General features: G+C 38.2%; 21 protein-coding genes. 3 read left to right on the top strand and 18 right to left on the bottom strand.

From position 1 onward, the window contains the following. Positions 1-19: 19 nt before the first annotated feature. The 5 genes from PQQ29_RS01385 to PQQ29_RS01365 form a co-directional block, all read right to left on the bottom strand. Positions 20-868: a carbohydrate ABC transporter permease gene (locus tag PQQ29_RS01385; protein ID WP_003764955.1), complete on the bottom strand. Its 849-nt coding sequence runs from the start codon at positions 866-868 to the stop codon at positions 20-22. Beyond that, on the bottom strand, positions 868-1,746 hold the full coding sequence (locus PQQ29_RS01380; RefSeq protein WP_003722709.1) for a carbohydrate ABC transporter permease: 879 nt from the start codon (positions 1,744-1,746) through the stop codon (positions 868-870). The genes PQQ29_RS01385 and PQQ29_RS01380 overlap by 1 nt, the downstream gene beginning before the upstream one ends. A 34-nt stretch (positions 1,747-1,780) precedes the next feature. Continuing rightward, on the bottom strand, positions 1,781-3,007 hold the full coding sequence (locus PQQ29_RS01375; protein ID WP_187997221.1) for an ROK family transcriptional regulator: 1,227 nt from the start codon (positions 3,005-3,007) through the stop codon (positions 1,781-1,783). 162 nt (positions 3,008-3,169) lie between these two features. Continuing rightward, positions 3,170-5,170 (bottom strand): methionine--tRNA ligase, encoded by a 2,001-nt coding sequence (gene metG, locus PQQ29_RS01370; RefSeq protein WP_258210440.1) that lies wholly within the window; start codon positions 5,168-5,170, stop codon positions 3,170-3,172. Between the two features lie 65 nt (positions 5,171-5,235). Then, entirely contained in the window at positions 5,236-6,096 is an 861-nt protein-coding gene (locus PQQ29_RS01365; RefSeq protein ID WP_187983788.1) for a GRP family sugar transporter, read from the bottom strand. Positions 6,097-6,372: 276 nt separating this feature from the next. Here PQQ29_RS01365 and PQQ29_RS01360 point away from each other — a divergent pair, with 276 nt between their 5' ends. Next, the gene (locus PQQ29_RS01360; protein ID WP_187983789.1) at positions 6,373-7,617 is read left to right on the top strand and encodes a MucBP domain-containing protein; all 1,245 of its coding nucleotides are present in this window, start codon (positions 6,373-6,375) and stop codon (positions 7,615-7,617) included. A gap of 60 nt (positions 7,618-7,677) precedes the next feature. Here PQQ29_RS01360 and PQQ29_RS01355 read toward each other — a convergent pair whose 3' ends face one another. Both PQQ29_RS01355 and PQQ29_RS01350 read right to left on the bottom strand, forming a co-directional pair. Continuing rightward, positions 7,678-8,943, bottom strand: a complete 1,266-nt coding sequence (locus PQQ29_RS01355) for a DUF1214 domain-containing protein (RefSeq protein WP_187983790.1) — start codon at positions 8,941-8,943, stop codon at positions 7,678-7,680. Between the two features lie 62 nt (positions 8,944-9,005). Further along, positions 9,006-9,863, bottom strand: a complete 858-nt coding sequence (locus tag PQQ29_RS01350; protein ID WP_003759931.1) for a GRP family sugar transporter — start codon at positions 9,861-9,863, stop codon at positions 9,006-9,008. 114 nt (positions 9,864-9,977) lie between these two features. Here PQQ29_RS01350 and PQQ29_RS01345 point away from each other — a divergent pair, with 114 nt between their 5' ends. Then, positions 9,978-10,262: an AbrB/MazE/SpoVT family DNA-binding domain-containing protein gene (locus tag PQQ29_RS01345; protein ID WP_003759929.1), complete on the top strand. Its 285-nt coding sequence runs from the start codon at positions 9,978-9,980 to the stop codon at positions 10,260-10,262. Positions 10,263-10,307: 45 nt separating this feature from the next. Here the strand turns inward: PQQ29_RS01345 and rsmI are convergent, their stop codons facing one another. From rsmI to holB, 6 genes are read right to left on the bottom strand one after another with little or no spacing between them, the layout of a single operon-like run. Then, positions 10,308-11,189: a 16S rRNA (cytidine(1402)-2'-O)-methyltransferase gene (gene rsmI / locus PQQ29_RS01340; RefSeq protein ID WP_003772523.1), complete on the bottom strand. Its 882-nt coding sequence runs from the start codon at positions 11,187-11,189 to the stop codon at positions 10,308-10,310. Further along, positions 11,186-11,458, bottom strand: a complete 273-nt coding sequence (locus tag PQQ29_RS01335) for a GIY-YIG nuclease family protein (RefSeq protein WP_003759922.1) — start codon at positions 11,456-11,458, stop codon at positions 11,186-11,188. The genes rsmI and PQQ29_RS01335 overlap by 4 nt, the downstream gene beginning before the upstream one ends. Continuing rightward, entirely contained in the window at positions 11,442-12,194 is a 753-nt protein-coding gene (locus PQQ29_RS01330; protein WP_187983840.1) for a tRNA1(Val) (adenine(37)-N6)-methyltransferase, read from the bottom strand. The genes PQQ29_RS01335 and PQQ29_RS01330 overlap by 17 nt, the downstream gene beginning before the upstream one ends. A gap of 57 nt (positions 12,195-12,251) precedes the next feature. Then, positions 12,252-12,641 (bottom strand): DNA replication initiation control protein YabA, encoded by a 390-nt coding sequence (gene yabA, locus PQQ29_RS01325; RefSeq protein ID WP_010990275.1) that lies wholly within the window; start codon positions 12,639-12,641, stop codon positions 12,252-12,254. A gap of 10 nt (positions 12,642-12,651) precedes the next feature. Continuing rightward, positions 12,652-13,485 (bottom strand): PSP1 domain-containing protein, encoded by an 834-nt coding sequence (locus tag PQQ29_RS01320; RefSeq protein ID WP_003772526.1) that lies wholly within the window; start codon positions 13,483-13,485, stop codon positions 12,652-12,654. A gap of 5 nt (positions 13,486-13,490) precedes the next feature. Continuing rightward, positions 13,491-14,483: a DNA polymerase III subunit delta' gene (holB, locus tag PQQ29_RS01315; RefSeq protein ID WP_045553668.1), complete on the bottom strand. Its 993-nt coding sequence runs from the start codon at positions 14,481-14,483 to the stop codon at positions 13,491-13,493. Positions 14,484-14,696: 213 nt separating this feature from the next. On the opposite strand from holB, the gene PQQ29_RS01310 reads away from it, so the two are divergent. Then, positions 14,697-15,533 (top strand): STAS domain-containing protein, encoded by an 837-nt coding sequence (locus PQQ29_RS01310; RefSeq protein ID WP_003759910.1) that lies wholly within the window; start codon positions 14,697-14,699, stop codon positions 15,531-15,533. Positions 15,534-15,580: 47 nt separating this feature from the next. Here PQQ29_RS01310 and PQQ29_RS01305 read toward each other — a convergent pair whose 3' ends face one another. The 5 genes from PQQ29_RS01305 to PQQ29_RS01285 all read right to left on the bottom strand — a co-directional run bounded on the left by PQQ29_RS01305 (position 15,581) and on the right by PQQ29_RS01285 (position 23,068). Further along, positions 15,581-17,341, bottom strand: coding sequence for a SpaA isopeptide-forming pilin-related protein (locus tag PQQ29_RS01305; RefSeq protein WP_187983791.1), 1,761 nt, complete (start codon positions 17,339-17,341; stop codon positions 15,581-15,583). Positions 17,342-17,528: 187 nt separating this feature from the next. After that, positions 17,529-19,574, bottom strand: a complete 2,046-nt coding sequence (locus tag PQQ29_RS01300) for a SpaA isopeptide-forming pilin-related protein (protein ID WP_187983792.1) — start codon at positions 19,572-19,574, stop codon at positions 17,529-17,531. Positions 19,575-19,784: 210 nt separating this feature from the next. After that, positions 19,785-20,603, bottom strand: coding sequence for a M55 family metallopeptidase (locus PQQ29_RS01295; RefSeq protein WP_187983793.1), 819 nt, complete (start codon positions 20,601-20,603; stop codon positions 19,785-19,787). A gap of 14 nt (positions 20,604-20,617) precedes the next feature. Then, positions 20,618-22,267, bottom strand: coding sequence for a peptide ABC transporter substrate-binding protein (locus PQQ29_RS01290; RefSeq protein WP_003759898.1), 1,650 nt, complete (start codon positions 22,265-22,267; stop codon positions 20,618-20,620). A 21-nt stretch (positions 22,268-22,288) separates the two neighbouring features. Beyond that, positions 22,289-23,068: a serine hydrolase gene (locus PQQ29_RS01285; RefSeq protein ID WP_045552679.1), complete on the bottom strand. Its 780-nt coding sequence runs from the start codon at positions 23,066-23,068 to the stop codon at positions 22,289-22,291. Position 23,069 lies beyond the last annotated feature (1 nt).

Below are 23,069 nucleotides of genomic sequence, written 5' to 3'. Positions count from 1 at the left end.
CTCCTTTTTTGTTGGTTTTTTATTCTTTCATTCCGCTCATAGCCATTCCTTGGATGAAATATTTTTGAGCAAAAAGGTACACTGCTAGAATCGGGATAACACTAATAAGTACACCCGCCATCATTAAGCCGTAATTCGTTCCATATCTACCTTGTAAAAGAGATAATCCTAAAGGTAAAGTTGCCATTTCTTGTGAACTTGTCACGATTAATGGCCATAAATAACTGTTCCAAGATTGCATAAAAGTTAAAATTCCAAGTGTTGCAAATGTAGGTTTCGCAAGTGGTAAAATAACTTTTCGGAAAATAGTAAAATGATTTGCCCCATCCATAAATGCGGCTTCTTCTAATTCTTTTGGAATTCCCATGAAAGCTTGGCGTAATAAGAAAGTGCCGAAAACGCTGAATAACGCTGGTACAATCAGCCCTGCATAAGAATCTAACCAACCAAACTGTTTCATTAAGATAAATTGCGGAATCATCGTAACTTGAGCTGGAACCATCATTGTCGCTAAATAAAGTAAAAATAACTTATCGCGGCCCCAGAAAGGTATTCTCGCAAATGCGTATGCTGCCATCGAACAAAACAGCATTTGACCAAGTGTCGTTACAACGGCAACAACGACTGAGTTCAGTAAAAATCTCAACATTGGGAACATTTCAAATACTTGAGTGAAGTTTGCGGTTGTCGGTTCTTTGGGAATAAATTGTGGCGGTAGTACCATGTTTGCCGCACCTGTTTTAAAGGCTGTTGAAATCATCCAAACAAACGGCATAAGCATGATAATTCCACCAAGACAGATAATCGTATAGGTAAGAATATTTTTTATTAGTTGCCATTTTGGTGAACCACTTTTTTCTGTTTTCATTAGTAATTGGACCACCTTTTTTGAAGTTTATTTTGAATAATTGTAATGATGAAAATAACAATAAACAATATCCAACTCATCGCGGAAGCATAGCCCATTTCGAAGTATCTAAATGCATGATTATAAATGTTTTGGACTAAGGTCATCGTCGCTCCACTTGGTCCACCTTCTGTCATAATCATCACTTGGTCAAACACCTGGAATGAGTTGATAAGTGAAATTATCGTCACAAAGAATGTAGTCGGAGTAAGAAGCGGAATGGTGATTGAGAATAATTGGCGAAGTTTTGACGCTCCGTCCATATTTGCAGCTTCGTAATAGGAAGGTGAAATATTTTGCAAACCACCCAAAAACAGTACCATAACGAAACCAATATCTTTCCACGCACTAGTTATAATAACTGCAATCATCGCTGTTTGTGGGTCTGTTAACCAGTTCGGTCCAGCAATTCCAATTAACGATAAGAAATAATTGATGAGACCGTATGAAGGGTTGAAAAGCCATTTCCAAACGAGTGAAACAGCTACCCATGAAGTAATCACGGGTAAGAAGTACACTGCTCGGAAAAATGGTCTAAGTTTAATTTTTTGGTTTAACATCAAGGCACAAGCTAGTCCAAGAATCATTACACTTGGCAAGTAACCGATGATAAATGTGATAGTATTTCTAAATGACTTCCAAAATTCTGGGTCATTAAACAAACGTTTGTAATTTTCAAATCCAGTAAAGTGAATCGTACTCACTAAGTCCCAATCGGTAAAACTAATACCGAGCGAGCCAAGGATTGGGATAGCAATAAAAATGAGAAAACCTAATAAATTGGGCAACAAGAAAATGCATAGCCAAAATAGTGTTTTCTTTCTAGTCATACCAACCATGTAAAAATAACCTCCCGAAATAATTTATGTACTTTTAACGTAATAAAGTTTGTTCTTCTTCATAGATTGGCACTTGGAATAGTTGGTGGATGACTAGTAAAGCCGCACCTTGTAACCACGCAGGATCCTCTAGAGAAGTTGTTGTAATTTCCGTTTCAAAGCCAGCCCCTGAAAAAAAGTTCTGTGAAGCAATTTCATCAATTTTAGTTAAGAATAAATCTCTGTGGTGTAAGCCTTCCCCGACAATAATTACTTTTTCTGGGTTAAAGGTGTTAATGATATTTCGAATCCCGTATCCTAAATATTCTCCCATTTTACCCATAAGTTCTATCGCCATCTCGTCACCAGCACGCGCGCTTTTTGCTACATTATCAAAATGAAAATCATTTAATTCAGATGTAGGAAAAGCTTCTTTTATTTCTTCGCCGCGGTTTCGGAAGTAAAATTCGGATGCGTACATTTCTAAGCACCCTTTTTGACCACAGTGGCACTTGTATCCGCCTGGTTGGATTGTTGTATGACCAAATTCTCCGGCTCCACCTTGCGCACCGTAATAAATTTGACGGTTAATAACAACAGATAAACCAAGCCCAGCACCAACTGAAACGGTTGCAAAATTATTGGATTGTTTCCCTTCACCTAACCAAAGTTCTGCGAGTGTGTATGCGAGTGTGTAGCAGTTTATATTTTTATCTACATACACTGGAATATCAGGGAAATGAACATGTAACATCGCTTCTAAGGCAACGTTTTCCCAGCCTAGCATAGTAGAGCGGATTACTGTTCCTTTTTTACGATTCACTAGACCTGAAATAGCAATCCCAACGCCTAGCAAGTTTTTCATATCTCTGTTTTTACACATTTTCTTTACATTTTCAGCAATTAAGTCTATTGCATCTTCCGGTTTTTTCTCTGATGAAAATGGTATGGAAGTATTTTTAATAATTTCTGCATTTAAGTCTGTTAACGCAAAAAGAAGTTGTTCCTCTTCTACTTTGACACTAACAACAAATCCATAATCTTTATTAAATCTTACTAGTTTGGCACGTCTGCCCCCAGTAGATGATGTTTCCGCACCTTCTAGAATAATGCCTTCTTGTTGCAAGTCATCTAGAATATACGTTAATGTAGACATCCCAAAATCGCATTTTTTAGCTATTTCTGTACGTGTGATTTCTCCTTTTTCACGGATTAAATTCAGCACGGTATAGCGATTTATATCTTTAATTAAGTCTTTGTTCCCTTTTCTTAAGATATCCATAGTCCGGCTCCTTTACTTCTGGATGAGCACTTACTTCGTTCATTGAATTAAGTAAGTATAGTTACATTATATTGTAATCGTTTGCATTATGCAATCTTTTTTTTAAAGTTTTTTTCGATAAAAAAAGAAGCCCTAACTCCAGCGAATTAGGGCTCGTTTTTATTATTTTACTTTTGCGCCATTTGGAAGTGCGCTATTTGCTTCAATTACGCTTAGTTTTCCATCTTTTTCTCCTGAAAGAATCATGCCTTCGCTCATTAGTCCGCGAAGTTTCACAGGTTTTAAGTTGGAAACAACGATAACTTTTTTGCCAATTAACTCTTCTGGTTGGTAGAATTCTGCAATACCCGAAAGAACTTGGCGTAGTTTACCTTCACCTAAGTCTAATTGGAAACAAAGAAGTTTATCTGCTTTTTTCACTTTGTCTACTTGTTTTACTTCCGCAACCCGAAGATCGATTTTGTCGAAATCTTCAATACCGATTTGCGGGGTTTCAAGTGCTTCAACTTCTGCAGTTTCTTCAGCAGGAGCTGGTGCAGAGCCTTTCATTTCATCTTGAATATAAGTAACTTCGACTTCTGCATCGAGTCTTGGGAAAATTGGCGTACCTTTTTTCACTACCGTTGTACCTTCTGGAATTTCGCCGTAGCCATAGATGCTATCCCATTTCTTCAAGTTTTCTTCTTGCAAGCCTAGTTGTAAGAAGATTTCACCTGGAGTTCTTGTTAGGAATGGTTGAAGTAAAACTGCGATGATACGTAAGTTTTCAGCTAAATGTGTCATTACGCTCGCTAGTTCTGTACGCTTATCTTCCTCTTTAGCTAGTGCCCATGGAGCAGTTTCATCAATATATTTATTTGTACGAGAAATTAGTGACCATAGTTGGTTTAATGCTACTGAAAACTGCATATGGTCCATACTACCTTCGTATTCTTTCACGACGTTATTTTTGAAATCTACTAATGTTTGATCGAATTCTGTTACATTACCTTGATAAGCTGGAATTTCACCATCAAAGTATTTATTAATCATTGCAACTGTACGATTAAGTAAGTTTCCTAAGTCATTAGCAAGATCATAGTTTACGCGGTCAACAAAGTCTTCCGGCGTAAATAAACCATCTGAACCAAATGGAACTTCACGTAATAAATAGTAACGAAGCGCGTCTAGTCCGTAGCGGTCAATCAACATGTAAGGATCTACTACATTCCCTTTAGATTTCGACATTTTACCGTCTTTCATCAAAATCCAGCCATGACCGAATACCATTTTTGGAAGTGGTAAGTCTAGTGCCATCAACATAATTGGCCAATAAATCGTATGGAAACGAACAATTTCTTTCCCAACGATTTGTACATCAGCAGGCCAGTATTTTTGGAATTTCGTATCATTGTCCGTATTATATCCAAGCGCAGTAATATAGTTAGATAGCGCATCAATCCACACATAAACAACGTGTTTTGGATTTCCGGGAACTTTAATACCCCAATCAAAAGTTGTTCTAGATACTGCTAAATCCTCTAAGCCAGGCTTGATGAAGTTATTAATCATTTCATTTTTTCTAGATTCAGGTAGGATAAATTCTGGGTGCGAGTTATAATATTCTACTAAACGATCCGCGTATTTGCTCATGCGGAAAAAGTAGGATTCTTCTTTAACAAGCTCGACTTCGTTACCACTTGGAGCTTTTCCGCCGATTACTTTACCATTTTCATCTTTGTATACTTCTTCTAATTGTGTTTCTGTAAAATATTCTTCATCAGAAACAGAGTACCAACCTTCGTATTCACCTAAGTAAATGTCGCCTTGGTCTAAAAGTTGTTCAAAGATTTTTTCTACGGATGTTTTATGACGGTCTTGTGTTGTACGAATAAAATCAGTATTAGAAATTTCTAGTTTTTTCCAAAGTTCTTGGAAACCTTCTGCAATTTCATCCACGTATTCTTGTTCAGAAATCCCGCGTTCTTTTGCTTTTGCTTGGATTTTCTGACCGTGTTCATCTGTTCCAGTTAAGTAAAACACATCATATCCTTTTAAGCGTTTATAACGAGCCATCGCGTCCCCCGCAACAGTCGTATAAGCATGTCCGATATGCGCTTTTCCGCTTGGATAATAGATTGGTGTTGTAATATAAAACGTATTTTTCTCTTCAGGCAACACAATTCCCTCCTTAAAAATAAAACAATTAGTATCATTATATCATTTTTCGCGCTAAACGAAATAATTAATTAAGCGCCTTTTGCGACACCGATTAAAATCCCGCCGAGAACGACTAAAACTACGCCCACAATAACATAAAGCATTTCTTTTTGGGTTTTCTTTTCTTTTAATAGTACAATGCCGCCAATAGTTGAGATGACAACACCTAACTGCGAAAGTGAAAAACCAGTCGCGACTCCGACAAGTTGGTTTGCGTGTACCATTGCCACATTTCCTGCTGCCCAGATCATTCCCGGTATAATGAGCAACAATGTACGTTTATTAAAGCGTTTTTCCGTGCCACCACTATGCGTCATAATTAAGGCACTTAAAACCATTCCAATCGCTTGCGGTAAAATCGCATTAATTCCGTCGATTTTAAATCCTTGAATGAGAACGACTAACCCTACATACCCTAAAGATGAAATAACTAATGTAATTAAGCCTTGTTTTAAAGCGTTAGTTCCATCTTCTTCTTTTTCCGCATAGGAAGTTAGGAAAATCCCTCCAACGATAAGCGCAAGTGCGATAAATCCAAGAATAATGCGTAACGTCGTATCCCATTCATGAAATAGAATAATGCCGCAAAGTGTTGTTCCAACTAATTGCATTCCGGTTGAAATCGGCATCGCTTTTGAAACGCCGATGATTTTAAAAGCGCGCAATTGGAACATCTGTCCGACAGTCCATAAACACCCTGTTATAAAACTAATTCCTACTGTTTTAAGTGTATAAACCGGGTCAGTAAAGAAGAAAACGATTACTGCAAAAGTGAGCGCCCCTAGCGTCATCCCCATTGTTTGTTGTCGTGTCGAACCGCCAAATTTTGTAATAATTAGCGGAACTGTTCCCCAAAGTAATGCAGGAATCAGCGCAATCATAATGTTCAAATCGTTTTCCTCCTTGTTTGCCGTTTAATTTAGTTTTCAATTACTTCATTATAGCGGAAATAACAGGAAGATGATAGAGGTTTTCGGAGTAAAAGTATTTAATAGAGCTAATCGCCAAAGTTTAAATGAACATTTTATATTTTTATGATTCTCATTAGCCACTATTTCGACAAAGTGTGCCGCATTATACTACCACTAGTACACTTGTACTCCAAAATCTAGTGCTACAATTAAATTGTATTAAATTTCAACATCAGGAAAGAGGTTATTTAACAAATGTTTACTAAGAAAAAAACTATTGCTAGCCTTATCATTTTAAGCTCTCTGGCTGGTCAAATAGCACTTACGCCCGTTTCTGCACTTGCTGATACTCGTGATACAAATGATATTTCATTACTTCAAAACACCAATGAGAATTTTCCATATAAATATACATCAACCATTACATTTCCAGATTTAACGAATCAAACCAAAGAAGACTATAAACTGGAAATAAAATTAGCTCTAGCAACAGGCATGAACTATACGGATTTACAAGTTTCTGTTGGTGGGGAAAATATTACAAATCAAGTAGGGACAACTAGCTTTGACAGTTCCACTAATACCGTTACTTTTAAATTCGACAAAGTAACCAGTTGGGACAGTTTATCCAAAGCAAAAGTAAAATTCGACTGGAAAACCTCTTATTCAGGTGAAGGTGGAGAAGCCAAAATCGATTCCTTAGTTGCAACTGCCACTATTACAAGTCAAGACAAGGCCGGTAACAAGTCAACCTCTACTGGCTCTTTAAAACCAAAAGATATTAATGCTCCTGTTGTTAAAGCTGATAAAACTGAAATCACGTACAGCCCTGGAAGCAGTGTTACGGAAGAACAATTTTTAACAGATATTAATGCTAGTGTTACTGATAATTACGACTCCACTGTTAGCCTCTCAAGCGATTTTACTTCCTCTGTTAATTTAGCAGTTAGTGGCGATTATTCCGTCAATGTTCAAGCAACCGATAAGGCAGGCAACGTTTCAAATGTAGTAAACGTTACAGTTCACGTAGCAACTCCTGCTCCAGTAGCCGGGGCAAACATCACAGTGAATTATCTTGATAGCGATGGTAATAAAATCGCAGAATCAGATACATTAACTGGAGTTCTCAATAGTAATTACCAATCAACAAGCAAAAAAATTGCTGGTTATACTTTAGAAACCACACCTACAAATGCAACTGGTACTTTCACTGATACTGAACAAACAATTGACTATATTTATAAAAAAGCTGCTGTTATACCAACACCTATTACGGTTGATCCCGTTAAATCAGTTGACTCTGTTAATCCAGATAACCCGGTAGCTCATAATCCGGTCACTGTAAAACCAGCTACTACTAGTTCTAGTCATTCAATAGAAAAAACAACCTATAACTCTTTACCAAAAACTGGTGATACTGACCAAAGTACATCATCCACTATCTTCGGAGCTCTACTTCTTTTAATTAGCGCCCCTTTACTATTATTTAAAAAGAAATAAAAAAAGCTAAGTATGTTACTATCTGAAATCGATAGTTTCATACTTAGCTTTTTTCGTTTATTAAAGGACTTCAAGTGGTGGTAAGAATACTTTTCCTTCTAATACTTCTTTTTTCGGAACATAGAGTCGGAAGTTTAGTGAGAATCCTTTGCCAGCTTTACTTGGCAGCCAGTTACCAGGATCAACATCTGCTGGTTTTTCTGCTGCAATATAAAGTGATAGGCTTCCGTCCTCATTTGTCTTAGGACCAGTATAGTCATTGATACTGAATTTGTTTAGTTTATTTGGAATAACATGATAGTCTGGAACGCCGTAAAGTGTAACGGACCAGAAAGCTTCTGCAAGGCCATTTGGAAGTTGATCTTTCGGGAAATGGATTTTGTAGACTTTATCTCCACTTAAAAGTTCGCCGTCCGTACCTTGCTGCCCGATGAAATATAAAGCTTCTTGGATGGAGTTCGCCCAGATACCTCCGTAATTAATAATCGCTCGTGCTAAAATGTCGTTTTCGAATGCGCCTGCCACATAAGTAACTGACCATCCGCCTTTTTGCGTTCCGAAACCTTTTGCTCCGTCAGTGAAATAAGGGATGGCTTCTTTTACAATGAGGTTTCTTACTTCTGCTTTTTGCTCGTCGCCAAGCTCAATATAAGCTGCAACTTGTCTTGCTTCATCTTGGAATTCAGCCGCTTTTGGCATTTTATCTGGATACGTTGCTAGTAGTTCTTCTAAATTGGAATAAATTTCTTCTAATAAGAAATCTGCATTAGTGAAATGTGGAATCTCAAGTGGTTCTTTGATTTTTATATTATCTGGTGCGTCGAATTTGAATGCTTTTTGAAGTTTTACTGCGCCTTCAGGATCGTCTTTTTGTTCTACGCGAAGGAGTACTTTTACTTTCTCTGATGGTAATTCGATTTTTACAGCGTCACTTGGAACGGAAGGATTTGTTCCTTTTTTAACGAAAGCAAATTTTCCGTATGGATGATCTGGGTAGTTACGTTCATTGATATTTGTTACCACTTCGCCCCAGCCGTCTAAAAGTTGCACAGTATAGTAGCGATTTTTAATTTCTGGTACTTCTAAAATAACAGCATTATCGTCATCTACAGCGATCCAAGCTTCTGAATAAACCACATCAAAGTTAGGATTCACAAAATTCGCATCTGCTGGAGCTACCGAATTATGCTTAAGTGTGTTATATGGAATTTTATCTTCTTTCGTATCAAAATTTTCTTGACGTAAAACGAGATACCGCGACAATAAATAAACATAAGATTCTTTTACAAGCTCACCATTTACTTCTAATTTCGCATTCATTTTCACCATAACCACCTTTAATTTAGATTAATTTAAGTATAGCATTTTATCAAACCGGAAGCTTGGTCTTAGCTTTTAGCAATTCCTATCATCGTACCACCGATAATAACTAAGATAACCCCGATAATGACCAGAATAAGTTCTTTCTTGGTTTTTTTCTCTCCTAGGAAAAGGATTCCTCCAATGGTCGAAATTACAACACCCATTTGTGAAAGTGAAAAACCTGTAGCGATCCCAACCAATTTGTTTGAGAAAAGTAGAGCCAAGTTACCAGTAGCCCACATCACCCCTGGAATCATATTTAACCATGTTTGCTTTGTAAAACGTTTTTCTTCGGACTTGATGGAAAATAATAATCCTGCGACTACCATCCCGATTGCTTGAGGTAAAATCGCGTCCCATCCACTAATATCAAACCAACGAGTGATAACGACATATCCTACATAACCTACTGATGAAATAAGTAAAGTGACAATTCCTTTTTTCATATTTTGGCCGGAATTTTCGTCTTTATGTTGTTGATAACTCGTTAAAAATATCCCGATAATAATAAGTGCTAACGCGGAAAAACCTAGGATTAGCTTCGATGTTGTTCCCCACTCATGGAAAGCAAAAACACCAAATAGTGAGGTACCGACTAACTGCATTCCTGTTGAAAGTGGCATTGTTTTAGAAACGCCCACTTGCGTAAAGGCCCGGAACTGATTCATTTGCCCTAAGCTCCAAAATGCCCCGGAAATAAAACTAGCAATAATGATTGTTGCTGTATATTCTGGATTTGTAAAAATAAAAACGCCGATTGCGAAAGCTAGTGCCCCGAATGTTGTACCAATAATTTGTTGCCTCGGTTTACCGCCAATTTTCGAAACAACTAACGGCATAATCCCCCACATCACTGCTGGAATTAATGCGATAACTATGTTCATTTTTTATTCCCCCTAATTCTTCTGCTTAAGGTCTATACCCTTTTCACCTCGAATTCATTCCTATTATATTGATAATCTGTTAAAATGAATTAAAATTATCAAGAAGGTGAGAAAATGAAATCAACTGGAATGGTAAGAAAAATCGATGAGTTGGGTCGTGTCGTTATCCCGATTGAAATCAGACGCACAATGAATTTAAACGTAAAAGACCCTTTAGAAATTTTTACTGATGAAGATGCAATTGTATTAAAAAAATATTCTGCTGGCTTGGTTTGTGATGTTACTGGAGAGTTTTCTGTTGATAATAAAAAATTTGTGGATGGTAAGCTGACTCTTAGTAAAGAAGGAGCTGCGGAGTTAATGGAAGAAATCAAACGTCGCTTTGGTGATACGATTTAAAAAAATCATGCGAGAGATCTAGAACAAGATCTCTCGCATGATTTTTTATTTTATTTCATGATAAGCAGCGTAGACTTCGCGCTTTGGTAAATTTCTCGCTTTCATAACGGTTTTAATGGCATCTTTAGAACTAATATTTTCTTGTTCCATCACGGTACTTACATGTGTTTTAATATCCAATTCCTGCCACCAAAGTAGTTCTTCCTCTAAAGGTGGGTTCGCATTTCCTTCAATAATAATACAAAATTCCCCACGAACTTCTTCGTCGGTTGCCCAGTTAAGCGCATCTTCAACTGTTCCTCGTAAAAATTCTTCAAAACGTTTGGTAAGCTCGCGACATAAAACCATTTTCCGGTCATTTCCAGTGATTTTAATGATCGCTTTTAACGTTTCTTTTAAACGATGTGGTGATTCATATAAAATCCAAGTTTCCTCGCGCGCTGCTAGTTTTTCAATTGCCTGCGTGCGCTCTTTATTTTGGCGAGGAAGGAAGCCATAAAAATAAAACGGCTGGGGCGCTAAACCTGAAGCAATCAAGGCGGTTAAAGCAGCGTTCGCGCCCGGTAATGGAATGACTGGAATATTTGCATTTAGCGCATTTTGGACTAGTTCATAACCTGGATCAGAAATAGAAGGCATGCCCGCATCACTAACCAGCGCAACCACTTCACCGTCTAACATCCGCTGAATAATATTATCTTCTTTATTCTCTTTCGTAAACTGATGGTAACTCGTCATTCGGGTCGTAATTTCAAAATGATTTAAAAGTTTCACGGTGTTTCGCGTGTCTTCTGCTGCAATAATATCTGCTTCTTTTAGCATTCGGATTGCGCGGAATGTCATATCTTCTAAATTCCCTATTGGTGTTGGGACTAAGTATAGCGCCCCTTGAATGTCTCCGCTAAAACTTTTTTGGCTCTGTATCACTTCGACTCCTCCTCCCGTTCGCTTAAGTAGCTGTCTTTATTTTTGCGCGATAATTTTTTGAAAGCCGCTTCAGCTTTAGTGGCTTCACTTCTCGTTTCAAATTTTTCAAAATGGATGACTTTTACTGGGCGGCGTGTTTTAGTGTATTTGCATCTAATTCCCGCATTGTGTTCGGCTTCTCGGCGCGTTACATCCGTCGTATAGCCACCATAATAAGAGTTATCGCTACATTTTAATACGTAAAAGAAATGTTCATTCGCTTTCGCCATATAAAATCTCCTTAATAACCGGGGTATACTCACCTAGCTCATCGTACACGATAACAGGGGGGACATACTTCACGCCAGGCTTCCCGTCCTTGATGCCTTCTACGAGAACCGTGTTTGCTTCTCGGTCGATTCGTGGATGGACAAACTGGATGCGTTTCGGTTCTAAGCGGTATTTTCGCATTAAATCAATAATATCTAGTAAGCGCTCTGGCCTGTGAACAAAATTCGCTTTACCACCTTGTTTTAAAAGGCTTGCGGCAACTCGAATTGTATCTTCTAGCGTGCACATAATTTCGTGACGAGCGATACGATAATGTTCGTTTTCGTTTTTCAGGCTTGTAGATGGGGTTGCAAAATACGGTGGATTGCACGTAACAATATCTGCGCGCTCTTTTGGAATTAAATCGGTAATATGGTTCAAATCGTATTCGATTATTTCGATTTGGTCTTCCAGTTGATTATAAGCAACACTTCTTTTTGCCATGTCTGCAAGCCGCTCTTGAAATTCAACGCCAACTATTTGCGCTTTTGTTCGCGTACTAAGTAGTAAAGGAATAATACCATTTCCGCTACATAAATCAATTATTTTCCCTTTACGGATTGGTAAATAACTAAATTTCGCGAGGAGAACCGCGTCTATCGAGAAAGAAAATACCGATGGACTTTGAATAATCCGCAAATTTTCTGCTAGTAAATAATCGAGCCTTTCATCGCCTATTAATTTGAGTTTTTCCAAATGATTCACCTTTTCTAGCAAAAAGCCCTTCTCCTGAATCGAGAAAGGCCCGTCATGTTATTTTTTGTTAAGCAAGGATAGGCAAAATAAACAATCTTCATCATTGCCACGCGGACTGCCGAAATGTACATTGCAAACGTGAAATCCTTCCTTGTAAAGTTGGACAAGATTATCATAACCTTCCCCGAGTTCAATCATTTGTTGCATCGCTTCTTTGCGATTCGGCGCCATCACTCCATGAACTGCCTCTTCTTCGGCCACTGGTTCAGGAGCCACTTCATCCGTCAAAGAAAGTCTGCGTCGTAAATGCTCATTCTCAAGGTTTAACCGGTTATTCTCTTCCAACATTTCGCCTAAGTTTGTCTTTAGATCTCCAAGTTGCTGATACAATTCGCCAATTTGCTCCTCCATATTGCTGACTGAGTCAAAAATAGCTTTTTTATCCAATTTTTTCACCTCAAGACTTTGCCGGTTGTTTTAGAAATTCGTTATATGGACGTAACTCATCCAATTCGTATTCTATAACCGTCTCTTCTTCGGGCAAACTCACTTGTAGGATTCTAGACAGCAAGTTGATTCCCGAAACACGTGCTTCTACGCCTTCTGGAGTTTTTACTTTTACACCAACATCTGGCATTTCACGTTTTGCTTGCTCATATTCATCATTCTCGTATTTCAAACAACACATTAAGCGTCCACATAAGCCAGAGATTTTCGTTGGATTAAGGGACAAGTTTTGGTCTTTAGCCATTTTGATAGAAACTGGTTCGAAGTCGCCTAGGAAAGTGGAACAGCAAAGCATACGACCACATGGGCCAATTCCGCCAAGCAATTTCGCTTCATCACGAACGCCGATTTGGCGCAGTTCGATACGAGTCCGGAAAACAGACGCTAAATCTTTCACGAGTTCCCGAAAATCAACGCGACCTTCCGCAGTAAAGTAAAAAATAATTTTGTTTCGATCAAACGTGTAATCCACATCCACCAAGCTCATGTCTAACTCACGCTCACGGATTTTTTCATCACACAGTAAAAAGGCTTTCTGACAAGAGTCACCATTTTCAGCGACACATTTATAATCTGCTTCTGTTGCAACACGAAGTACTTTTTTTAGCGGTAAAACGACATCTTCTTCGTCCACATAGCGCGGTTCAATGACCGTTTTCCCAAATTCGATACCTTGTGCATTTTCAACGATGACACCTTGGTTTTCTGTGATTTCCAGATCTCCAGGTGAGAAATAATATATTTTACCAACGTCTTTAAAACGGACGCCTACAATTTTAAGCATGGCGATTACCTCCCTTGGATTTCAAGAACCAACTGCTCCATTAGAAGTTGCGTGTTCATATTGGAATCCAGTTTTGATTTCGCAGCGAGAATCTTCTCGATTTCCCCTGTGGTTTCGGACAGTGACTTACGTAGCGCATCTTGTCCGAGCATTTCTTTTTGCGCAGTGCAAATAGGTTCGTAGTTCTCATCAAGCGTAAGATGCAGCCTATCGCGGTAAAGCAGTAACAATAATTCGAGTCCAAGCGCCATCTTATCTTTCTCTTTAAATAGTGGCATCCATGATTCTTGAATGATAATTAATGGGCTCGTTCCTTGATGGTGTATTCCTTCGTATAACTTGATGACAACATTTCTTGCATCACTAAACCAGTCACCCTCTTCAAACGTCTTCGCTTCTTCTACGCTACCAGTAATACTAGCATAAATCCGCGCTTTTTGTTCGGAAATGCCCGCTGCCGTTAGTGAAGCTACAAGACTATCAAAAGTTAGTGATTTAAACGTGACAGGTTGCAGTCTTGATTGAATTGTTGGCAAAATTTGCCCAGGATTTGTCGTTAAAAATAGTAATAACAAACCGCCTTCTGGTTCTTCTATAAATTTCAGCAGACTATTGGCTGATTGCACAGTCATTTTTTCTGCATCGTAAATGATAACTACTTTTTGATCTGATTCCATTCCGCGTTTACTTAATTCTTGCTTAAGCGCGCGAACCTGATCTATTTTAATACTAGCTCCATCTGGCTCTAGCAAATGAACATCCGGATGATTATGACTCGCTATTCTTATGCAATTGGCACACTCGCCACAAGCAAGGTTGGTTTCAGTCCGCTCCAAACAAAAAAGACTCTGAGCTAACCAAAGTGCTGTGCGTTTCTTGCCTGTACCTCTTGAGCCTTCTAATAAATAGCCGTGAGATAATCGGTTTTCGCGGACACTTTTTGAAAAAATCTTCATGACCACTGGTTGCATCATTGTAAGTTCATCCTGTAATCCCACAAAAAACTTCCTTTCTATCCATATTGTAATATTATACCATGACAAGGCTTAAATAGCTTCGGAATTTTAACAAAAAAATAACGACTGATTTGTTAAAGAATATTACATTTTCAATAAATTAGCTTTTTTTCCAAAATATAAATGGACAGTACACCTTTTTGAGCATAGAATAAAAGAAAAGTATTATACTTAGACTTAAAGGGGTTGTCTGGTATGAATGAAGCGAATGGAAGTATGGAACTTTATTTAAGGGCCCATACAGAAGAAATTATTAACAACTGGCTTTCGAAAATTTATGAAAATGAAAATACGTATACGAGTTTCGTTTATTCCCCGCGATATAAAGATGAACTTCGCGCAGATAGCGAACAAACAGCTGACCTAATCATTTCTTACTTCACAGGTAAAAAGGCTTTCTTTCTGAAACTTGATAAATGGCTTGATAACATGTACGCGCGTCGTATGGAAAATGAAGTTCCTTTGCCTGAAGTAATTACTACCCTAGATAAACTACGCCGTGAATTTGTTTCGGCAGTTAACGATTTTTGCATCCATAATGATGAGGTTTCTAAATGTGATTTTTCTTCCAGCTTAGCGATGGTTAATCACGGATTTGACCGAATCAATGAAGCTTTTTCTGCAATGTATTATAACGATATTGTGAAACATTTAGAACAACAACATCGTTTAATTGAGGAAATTAGCACTCCGGTTATTTCTATAACTGACAAATTGGCGATACTTCCTTTAATGGGAGGAATTGACCGCGAAAGAGCAGATAAATTAACTGAAATTACTTCTAAGAAATGCGTTCAACTAGGCGTTGAGCAACTTTGTATTGATTTATCAGGAATAACTTACTTTGACGATGCACTTGGAGACATGCTAAATAATTTAGTAACTGTTCTCAAGCTTCTAGGTGTCGAGGCGTTCATCTCTGGCATTCAACCAAAAATGGCACAACAAATAAATCGAGTGGATTTAAATTTATCAATTCCAGCTTATCACTCATTAAAAGCTGTTTTACAAGATCAAACTCGGACAATATAAAGAAGGAACCGAAAGCGACTATCTCTGTGCTTTTGGTTCCTTTTTTGTTATTTTCTTCTAAATGCAATTAATCCAGCGGTAGAAAGCGCTACGAGCAGGATTCCGAAGCCGCTAGCAAATGAGCTATCTCCTATTTTTGGTAATGTTGTTGGTTGCTCATCTGAACTTACTATTTTATCTGGTACTACTGGTGTTTTTGGCACAGTAGGTTTTTCCGGAATATCAGGTTTATTTGGAATTATAGGTTTTTCTGGAACTACAGGTATTTCAGGTTCTTTCGTGTTTTCTTTTGTAACAGTTAAATTAAGGTGTGCTTCACTAATAGTAAAGTTAACCGGGGTTGCATCAAGAATATAGCCAACCGGCGCTTTTGTTTCTACAAGTTGATAATCCCCAAGCGCAAGATCTGTGATATTTAGCTTCCCAGCGTTATCCGTGATTAAATTCGAGCGCAACGTATTACCGGCTTTATCTTGTAATTCAAATTCGGCACCTGCTAAAGTTGCTTTTGTTTCACTATCTTCTTTTATGAGTGAAACCGAGCCTTTAATTGCCTTATTTTCTTTTGAAACAAATATAGCTTGGTGGGTGGCATCGATTGTAAATTCTACTGGTGACGCTTCTAATACGTATCCCGTGGGTGCTTTTGTTTCGATTAATTGATATGTGTCGTACTTCAAGCTTGTGATAGCTAGTTTTCCATCGGTGCCAGTTGCAAGGTTTTCTTGCATTACTGTTCCTGCTGAGTTGACTAATTTAAATTCGGCGCCTGCTAGAGGGTTTCTCTCCGCGGTATCGTCCGTTTTAGTTAATTCTACTGAGCCGGTTGTTCCTTCTCCGCCACCGCTACCGCCAGATGTCGGGGTCGCTACTTCGATTTCTTGGGTAACATAGTTGTCGCCAGTTAGTTGTCCTTTATTTGTATAACTAGGGGAGGCTCCGTTGTCAGTGGAAGTAGTATAGTAAGAAATTTTTACAGAATCTGTTAAATTCCCTAGGTTTACTTTAAAACCATCTGTTGTTTGAATGATGTCTGAGGACGGGACTGCAGCTCCTGGGGTGAAATTATCATCAGGGTCAAACTCGCCGTGTACTGCTTGGATAGAATTAAAATCAATTACTTGTTTAGGTCCAACAAAATCTTCATAAACAGCATTTTGAATGTTTTCTTTGGCATAATTAACTCGAACTACCCACTGGATAAGTTCCGGGTTTTTGGCATTAGCCCAGCCATATTTGTATAAAGTTTCGGTTGGATCGATTTGATTTTTCCCGCCGACTTCTACGGTAATAGTTTCTGTAGTGCCATTTACTGGAAATACTAATGGAACTTTTTCGTTTCCTTCAACTAAAGATTTATCCCAGTTACTCCAAAAATCAAGATAACCGCTAACGTCTGAGTTTTTTTCTACAAAGTCTGTAAAAGTAATGACTACTTTGCCGGTGTCTTTAGTCGCGACTACATTTCCTACTACATTGCCTTTATGGTCTTTCAATGAAAAATCTAAATCTGTTACTATTTGTAGTTCTGGAGGTAATACAAATTGCATTGTATCCCCTGCCTTCACATTACTCGAATTAGGGATTGCCCAAGTATAATGAACTTGAACACTATCATAATAACCAAAATCAGTTGTTGGGTTACCATCTGCATCTAACAATTCAACTGATTGCAAAAAACTAGAGCCATAGTCAGTTGCTGCTTTAACAAAGTTAGTTTGAAATAAAACATTTGCAAGTAAGATAACGCTAAGAAGTGCTAAACCTATTTTCTTTAGATTACGTTTTAAAATGACGCGCTCTTTCATAAAAACCATCCTTTTCAAATTAATCCCAATAAAATATTCTTACTAATTCATTGTGAGTATACCGTAAAATTTATCTCGATTGACGTTTTTTCGGAAAAATTCCACCTATTTGTGAACGTTTTGTGAACTTTAGTAATAATTATTGACCTAAAAAGAAGACCTAGACAAATTATCTAGGCCTTCTTTTTTATTTTCGTTTTATAAGAAAACCGCTTATTGACAGGGCTAGAAGAATCATTCCCAATCCCGCCCAGTTTTGTGTATCGCCTGTTTTTGGTAACTTTTTAGCTGCGGATATTTTGTATAATTTTGGACTTTCTTCACTTTTTTCTGATTGCACTGGCTTTTCAGGGACAATTGGAACTTTTGGTTCAATCGGCACTGGTGGCGTCGGTATAAGCGGTGTTGGAGGCGGTGTGGTTTCCGCTTTATTTTCTTTAGTTACTTTAACTACTTGATCATTTTCTCCATAGAGAATTTCGAAAACGACGGGACTAGCATCAAGTTCATAACCAATTGGCGCATTAGTTTCTACAAACTGGTACGTGCCTGGGACTAAATCAGTGACTTTTAACACGCCGTTCTCATCTGTTGTTAAGCCTGTTTGCAAAGTCTTTCCGTCTTTATCTTGTAATTCGAATGTGGCTCCTGCAAGTAGGGCTTTTGTTGCGGCATCTACTTTAGTAAGTTCTACTGCGCCGACTTCCAAGATGTTTTCTTTTGTTACTTTTACTATTTGATCTGTTTCATCTGCAATAATTTCAAATGGAACGGGACTGCTATCTAATTTATAGCCGGTAGGGGCACTTGTTTCGACTAATTGGTAATTGCCAGGCACTAGGTCAGTTACCTTTAAAATACCATTTTCATCTGTTTTTAAGTCTGTTTGAAGAACGCTGCCGTCTTTATCTTGCAATTCGAATGTGGCTCCTGCAAGTAGGGCTTTTGTCGCGGAATCGACTTTTGTAAGTTCTACTGCGCCAGTGTTAAGGGTATTTTCTTTTGTTACCGTAATTTCTTTATTATTTTCGCCAATTGTAAATTCTACTGGTGTGCTATCCAGTTTATAGCCTGTCGGGGCTTTTGTTTCGATTAATTGGTAGGTAGCGAATTTGAGGTTAGAAACGTTTAATTGGCCGCTTGCATCTGTTGTGATATTTTCTTGTAAAATAGTACCATTTGCATCGACTAATTTAAATTCTGCTCCTTCAAGAGTTGCTTTCGTTTTCGCATCTTGTTTTGTTAGTGTAACTGAACCTGTTGTGCCGTCCGCTCCACCTCCACCACCGGATGCTGGGGTCCAAGTAGATGTTTGTTTCGTTACAAAATCCTCGCCCGCTAACTTAGCAGTGTTGTCATATTGAGTAGACTTCCCGCCATCTGTCGCAGTTGTTGTATATGAAATTTGTACCGAGTCCGTTAAATTTCCCAATGTTACGCTAAAACCATCACTTGTCTTAGAAAAATTGGTATTTGAAATCGGCGTGCCTGCTGTGAATACGCGATCAGTTGAATAGGTTCCGTGAAAAGCTTTGATAGAGTCAAAATTCAACGTCTGCTTTGCACCGATAATATCAGTAAAAACGGCATTAGGAATATTTTTTTGAGCATAGTTCACGCGGACAACCCAATGAATTAAACTCGGATTGTTAGCATCAACCCAACCATATTTGAAAATCGTTTCTGTTGGACTAACAGGTGTTTTTTCACCAACATTGACGTCTACATTAATTGTGCTATTTTCAATTGGAAATTCTAAATTAATTTTTTCGTTCCCAGTAATTACTTTTTGATTAAATGTAGTCCAAAAATCAAGTTCACCTTTAATATCTGAATGTTTTTCGACATAATCACTAAATACGACTGTTACTTGGTTAGTTGCTCGTTTTACAGTGGCGGTTCCGACTGTCTGGCCTTTACTGTCTTTCACATTAAAAGCAAGATCTGTCGCAAGTGCTAACTGGCTTGGTAATGCGAAATCCATTGAGTCGCCTGCTTTTACATTGGTTGAGTTAGGAATCGACCAAGTGTAGTGCACATTCATATTATCGTAATAGCCGAAATCCGTTTTTGGCGTACCATCTTTATCTAAAAGTTCTACTGTATTTAAAAACTCAGATCCGTAACTCGTTGCTGCTTTTACAATGGTCGTTTGGAAAACCGTGCTAGCTATGATTAAAACACTTAGAAACGCTAACCCTACTCTTTTTAAAAGATTTCCGTTTTTACTCATTACAAATTCATCCTTTACAATTGAAGTTTTGTTATTATCAAATATCATATGACAATAGAGTAACTCCAATCTACCTCACTTCCCGGAAGTATCGCACTATAATTAACAACTTTATGGAGATTTAGTGACAGTTTGAGGAGGCGATTTGTAAGATTGTAATTAATTAAACAACAAAGCCGAAACTCCTCTATAGAAAGTTTCGGCTTTGTTTTATGAAAAGGCGCACTTCATAGCAAGCTCCGTCATTGCAACCATCGCTTGGTACGCTTCTAATATATCTTCCGCTTCGAACACAACGGTAGTTTCATCAATGATTTTAGTTCTTGGTACAAGCGCTGCCCACTCCGCTTGACCGTAATTACAGAACTCTATTTTTAATACTGTTTTTTCTGGCGGTACAAGTACAGCGGCTTGTTTATGTTTTAAAGCAAGCGCCACTTTTTCGCGGATGATTTTCTCTGCTTTTGACTTCGAGAAAGCTACTGCGGACGAACGGGATACCGCTTCTTTTACAACAGCTGTCTCAATTCCAGGTATGAGTTCTTTCGCCTCGCGGGCAATATAATCATCGCCAGAAACGAGAATAACCGGGACTCGGTATGCTCCTGCAACATATGCATTTAAGCCAAATTCGCCAATTACCACGTCATTAATATAAAAATTACGAACGCCTGAGGTCATCGAGTGGCTCATTACGCCTGGTTGACCAGCGCGCGAATGATAACCGATAAAAACAGCCGCATCCGCGCTTGAATCTAACCCTTGCACCATCGAAAAAGGTTTTACGTCACCAGTGATGAGTCTTGCTTCTTCGTGTAAATCTTCTATCAATATATTATTCATTTTTGAATGACTATCATTCACGATAACATCATCATATCCTGCTTTTAAAGCTTCTTCTACTACCCAGTTAGTTTCTTCTGTCATTATTTTTTGTCCTCTAGTATAATTTCGCATACTAGAATCAACAAAAGTATCATCAGGAAGTCCATTTATCCCTTCCATATCTACGGAAATCCAAAGTTTCATTTTGCTCTCTCCTTTTATTCTACGTAAGCACCTTTATAGGAAAAGCTTGTTCCAAAATTATGGTGAACGATTCCTTTTACAGTATCTTTTTTCAAATTACATACTGCGGTTTGATAGAGTGGAATCATGGCTGCATCGGTTTCTATTAGTAATTTTTCGGCATCAATAAAGGTTTCCCAGCGTTCTTCTGGTTTAGTTGTGAGTGTTGTTGAAGTTGCGTTTATCATTTTATCGTAATCGGCGCTTGAATATCCGCTCGCATTATATGTGTTTCCCGTTGTGTAGTTTCCTAGGAATGTAAGTGGATCTTGGAAATCGGGACCCCAGTTTGATAAAACGATTTCGTATTTTTGCTCACGTGTTAATTGCAATAAGTTCTTTTTAGGGACGGTTTTCAAGTTTACTTTTAATCCTGGTAATGCGGATTCTAGTTGACTTTGTAGGTACTCGCCGACTTTTTTGCTTGATTCTAAATCAGAGTTAAGCAGTTCTACAGTCACTTCACCGCCACCGAGTTCTTGTTTTGCTTTATCAAAATAGCTTTTCGCCTCAGCTTTGTCTTGCTTCATGTAGTCGCCACTTTCTTTCCGGAAATCTTCGCCAGTTTCTGGATTCGTGACAAATTTTTCTGGAACATAGCCATAAATTGCTTTTGAGCCATCTGCCAAGATTTTCTTCGTAAGTGATTCTTTATCTACTGCAAGGGAAAGTGCTTTTCTTAAGTTTTCGTTAGCTAAAGGTGTTTTCTTCCCATCCAGTTCTTGATTTAGTTTTAGGTGAGTCACGTAGGCATCTAGCTCAGAATGGTAGTCTTTGTCGTTGCTTTTTTGTGAAGCGTAGTCGCCAGAAAGTGTTGCTACATCAAGTTTTCCAGTGTCGTATAGATTTACTGCTGTGTTCGGAGCTTTTACTACGCTCACTTCGATTTTGTCGGATTTCACGTTCTTTTTATCCCAGTACTCGGGATTTTTTTCCAAAGTCCAAGCTTTTTCTGTGTTTGTCCAGCCTTTCATAACAAAAGGACCGTTGTAAATCATGTTTTCACTGCTCTGCGCGTATTTATCACCCTGCTCTTTTACGTAATCTTCATTTTGAGGGTAAAAGGAGTTGAATGCTAGGAGCGAAGTAAAATAAGGTACTGGTTGTTCTAATTGAATTTCAATTGTATAGTCATCAAGGGCTTTAAATCCTAGTTCGTCCACGCTTTTCTTACCATTTACAACATCGGTTCCGTTTTTAACTGTGCCATCAAGCAGGAAAGAATACTGGGCGGCGGTGTCTGGGTTTGCTAGTTTTTTCCAAGCGAAAATGAAATCATTTGCAGTGACTTTCGTGCCGTTTGACCATTTGGCATCGTCGCGCAGTTTGATTGTATATGTTTTTTGGTCCTCACTTAACTTCGGCATATCTTTTGCAATTGCCGGAACTGCTTGGTCTTTGTCGTTTAAAGTATAAAGACCTTCAAAAACTTGTCCTTGTTCAGTGAAACTTGGAACGTCTTGCGATAAAGTTGAGTCCATGGAAGAAACTTCAGCGTTTTCCATGATTTTCAGTGTCTTTTTGCCTTGTGATTTGCTCGCTTCGTCTTTATTTCCCCCGCATGCCATTAAAAAGGTTGAGATAGATAGAATCATAATACAAACTAACGCTAATCTTTTTTTCATTTTAGTTCCCCCTATTTTGGTTTATGTCATCTCAGAAAATAATTGTTTGCCGACTGTCTGCATCCAAGCTGTCGCGTTCGCTTCTAAGCCCGTGTTATTCGTCAGTGCGGCTGCAAATCTGGTCTTTCCTTTATACTCAAAAACAGCCACATCATGCTGTATATTTTTTAGTTCGCCCGTTTTATTTAACATTTGAAGCCCCGAAATTCCGGCTTCTTCCAACGTGCCCGCTAGGTTGGATCGAAATTGCTGATTTAGTAGCGGACGCCGGATAGTTTCTTTTAAGTCTGGATAAGCTTCACTAAGCATCATTATTTTTTGGAAAATGGTCACGGCTGCCTTAGCGCTGATTTTATTTTGCTTTACGGTCTTGAAATCCATCATTTGCCGTTCCAGCTGAATTCCATCTTCCCAGTTGTTTTCACGTAACCATGATTGTAGTTTGGTGATAGTTGCTAGCTCGATTAATTGGTTGGTAGCTGTATTGTCCGAAACAGCTATCATTAAATGCAATAATTCTTCCAGTGTCCAAATTCTTTTTTGCGGAAGAATTTGGATGATTCCTGCTCCAGCTACTACTTTTTCGCTTGGAATTTGGAAATCCGTTTGTAAGTCTAACTCTTTTTTGGCAATTTTTTCGAAAAAATATAAATAAATCGGTAGTTTGATGACACTTGCAGCAGTAAAAAGCTGGTTTTCATTTTCTGCAAAAAGTACCTTTTCCCCATCTGATATAAAAAGCGCTTTTGAATCAATTATGTTGAAATCTTGATTAATTTTTTGATAATTAGTCAGTTTCATC

Source organism: Listeria innocua (genome assembly GCF_028596125.1).
In the GTDB taxonomy this organism is placed as follows: domain Bacteria; phylum Bacillota; class Bacilli; order Lactobacillales; family Listeriaceae; genus Listeria; species Listeria innocua.
This window is presented reverse-complemented; position numbering and strand designations above follow the sequence as displayed.

Excerpts from the sequence above, each read along its gene's own strand:
- PQQ29_RS01295 (WP_187983793.1), bottom strand. The coding sequence starts at position 20,603 with ATGAAACTTTGGATTTCCGTAGATATGGAAGGGATAAATGGACTTCCT.
- PQQ29_RS01385 (WP_003764955.1), bottom strand. The coding sequence starts at position 868 with ATGAAAACAGAAAAAAGTGGTTCACCAAAATGGCAACTAATAAAAAAT.
- PQQ29_RS01285 (WP_045552679.1), bottom strand. The coding sequence starts at position 23,068 with ATGAAACTGACTAATTATCAAAAAATTAATCAAGATTTCAACATAATT.
- PQQ29_RS01310 (WP_003759910.1), top strand. The coding sequence starts at position 14,697 with ATGAATGAAGCGAATGGAAGTATGGAACTTTATTTAAGGGCCCATACA.
- PQQ29_RS01335 (WP_003759922.1), bottom strand. The coding sequence starts at position 11,458 with ATGGCGAAAGCGAATGAACATTTCTTTTACGTATTAAAATGTAGCGAT.
- PQQ29_RS01350 (WP_003759931.1), bottom strand. The coding sequence starts at position 9,863 with ATGAACATAGTTATCGCATTAATTCCAGCAGTGATGTGGGGGATTATG.
- PQQ29_RS01375 (WP_187997221.1), bottom strand. The coding sequence starts at position 3,007 with ATGGATATCTTAAGAAAAGGGAACAAAGACTTAATTAAAGATATAAAT.
- PQQ29_RS01300 (WP_187983792.1), bottom strand. The coding sequence starts at position 19,574 with ATGAGTAAAAACGGAAATCTTTTAAAAAGAGTAGGGTTAGCGTTTCTA.
- PQQ29_RS01305 (WP_187983791.1), bottom strand. The coding sequence starts at position 17,341 with ATGAAAGAGCGCGTCATTTTAAAACGTAATCTAAAGAAAATAGGTTTA.
- PQQ29_RS01380 (WP_003722709.1), bottom strand. The coding sequence starts at position 1,746 with ATGGTTGGTATGACTAGAAAGAAAACACTATTTTGGCTATGCATTTTC.
- PQQ29_RS01290 (WP_003759898.1), bottom strand. The coding sequence starts at position 22,267 with ATGAAAAAAAGATTAGCGTTAGTTTGTATTATGATTCTATCTATCTCA.
- PQQ29_RS01345 (WP_003759929.1), top strand. The coding sequence starts at position 9,978 with ATGAAATCAACTGGAATGGTAAGAAAAATCGATGAGTTGGGTCGTGTC.
- PQQ29_RS01320 (WP_003772526.1), bottom strand. The coding sequence starts at position 13,485 with ATGCTTAAAATTGTAGGCGTCCGTTTTAAAGACGTTGGTAAAATATAT.
- PQQ29_RS01360 (WP_187983789.1), top strand. The coding sequence starts at position 6,373 with ATGTTTACTAAGAAAAAAACTATTGCTAGCCTTATCATTTTAAGCTCT.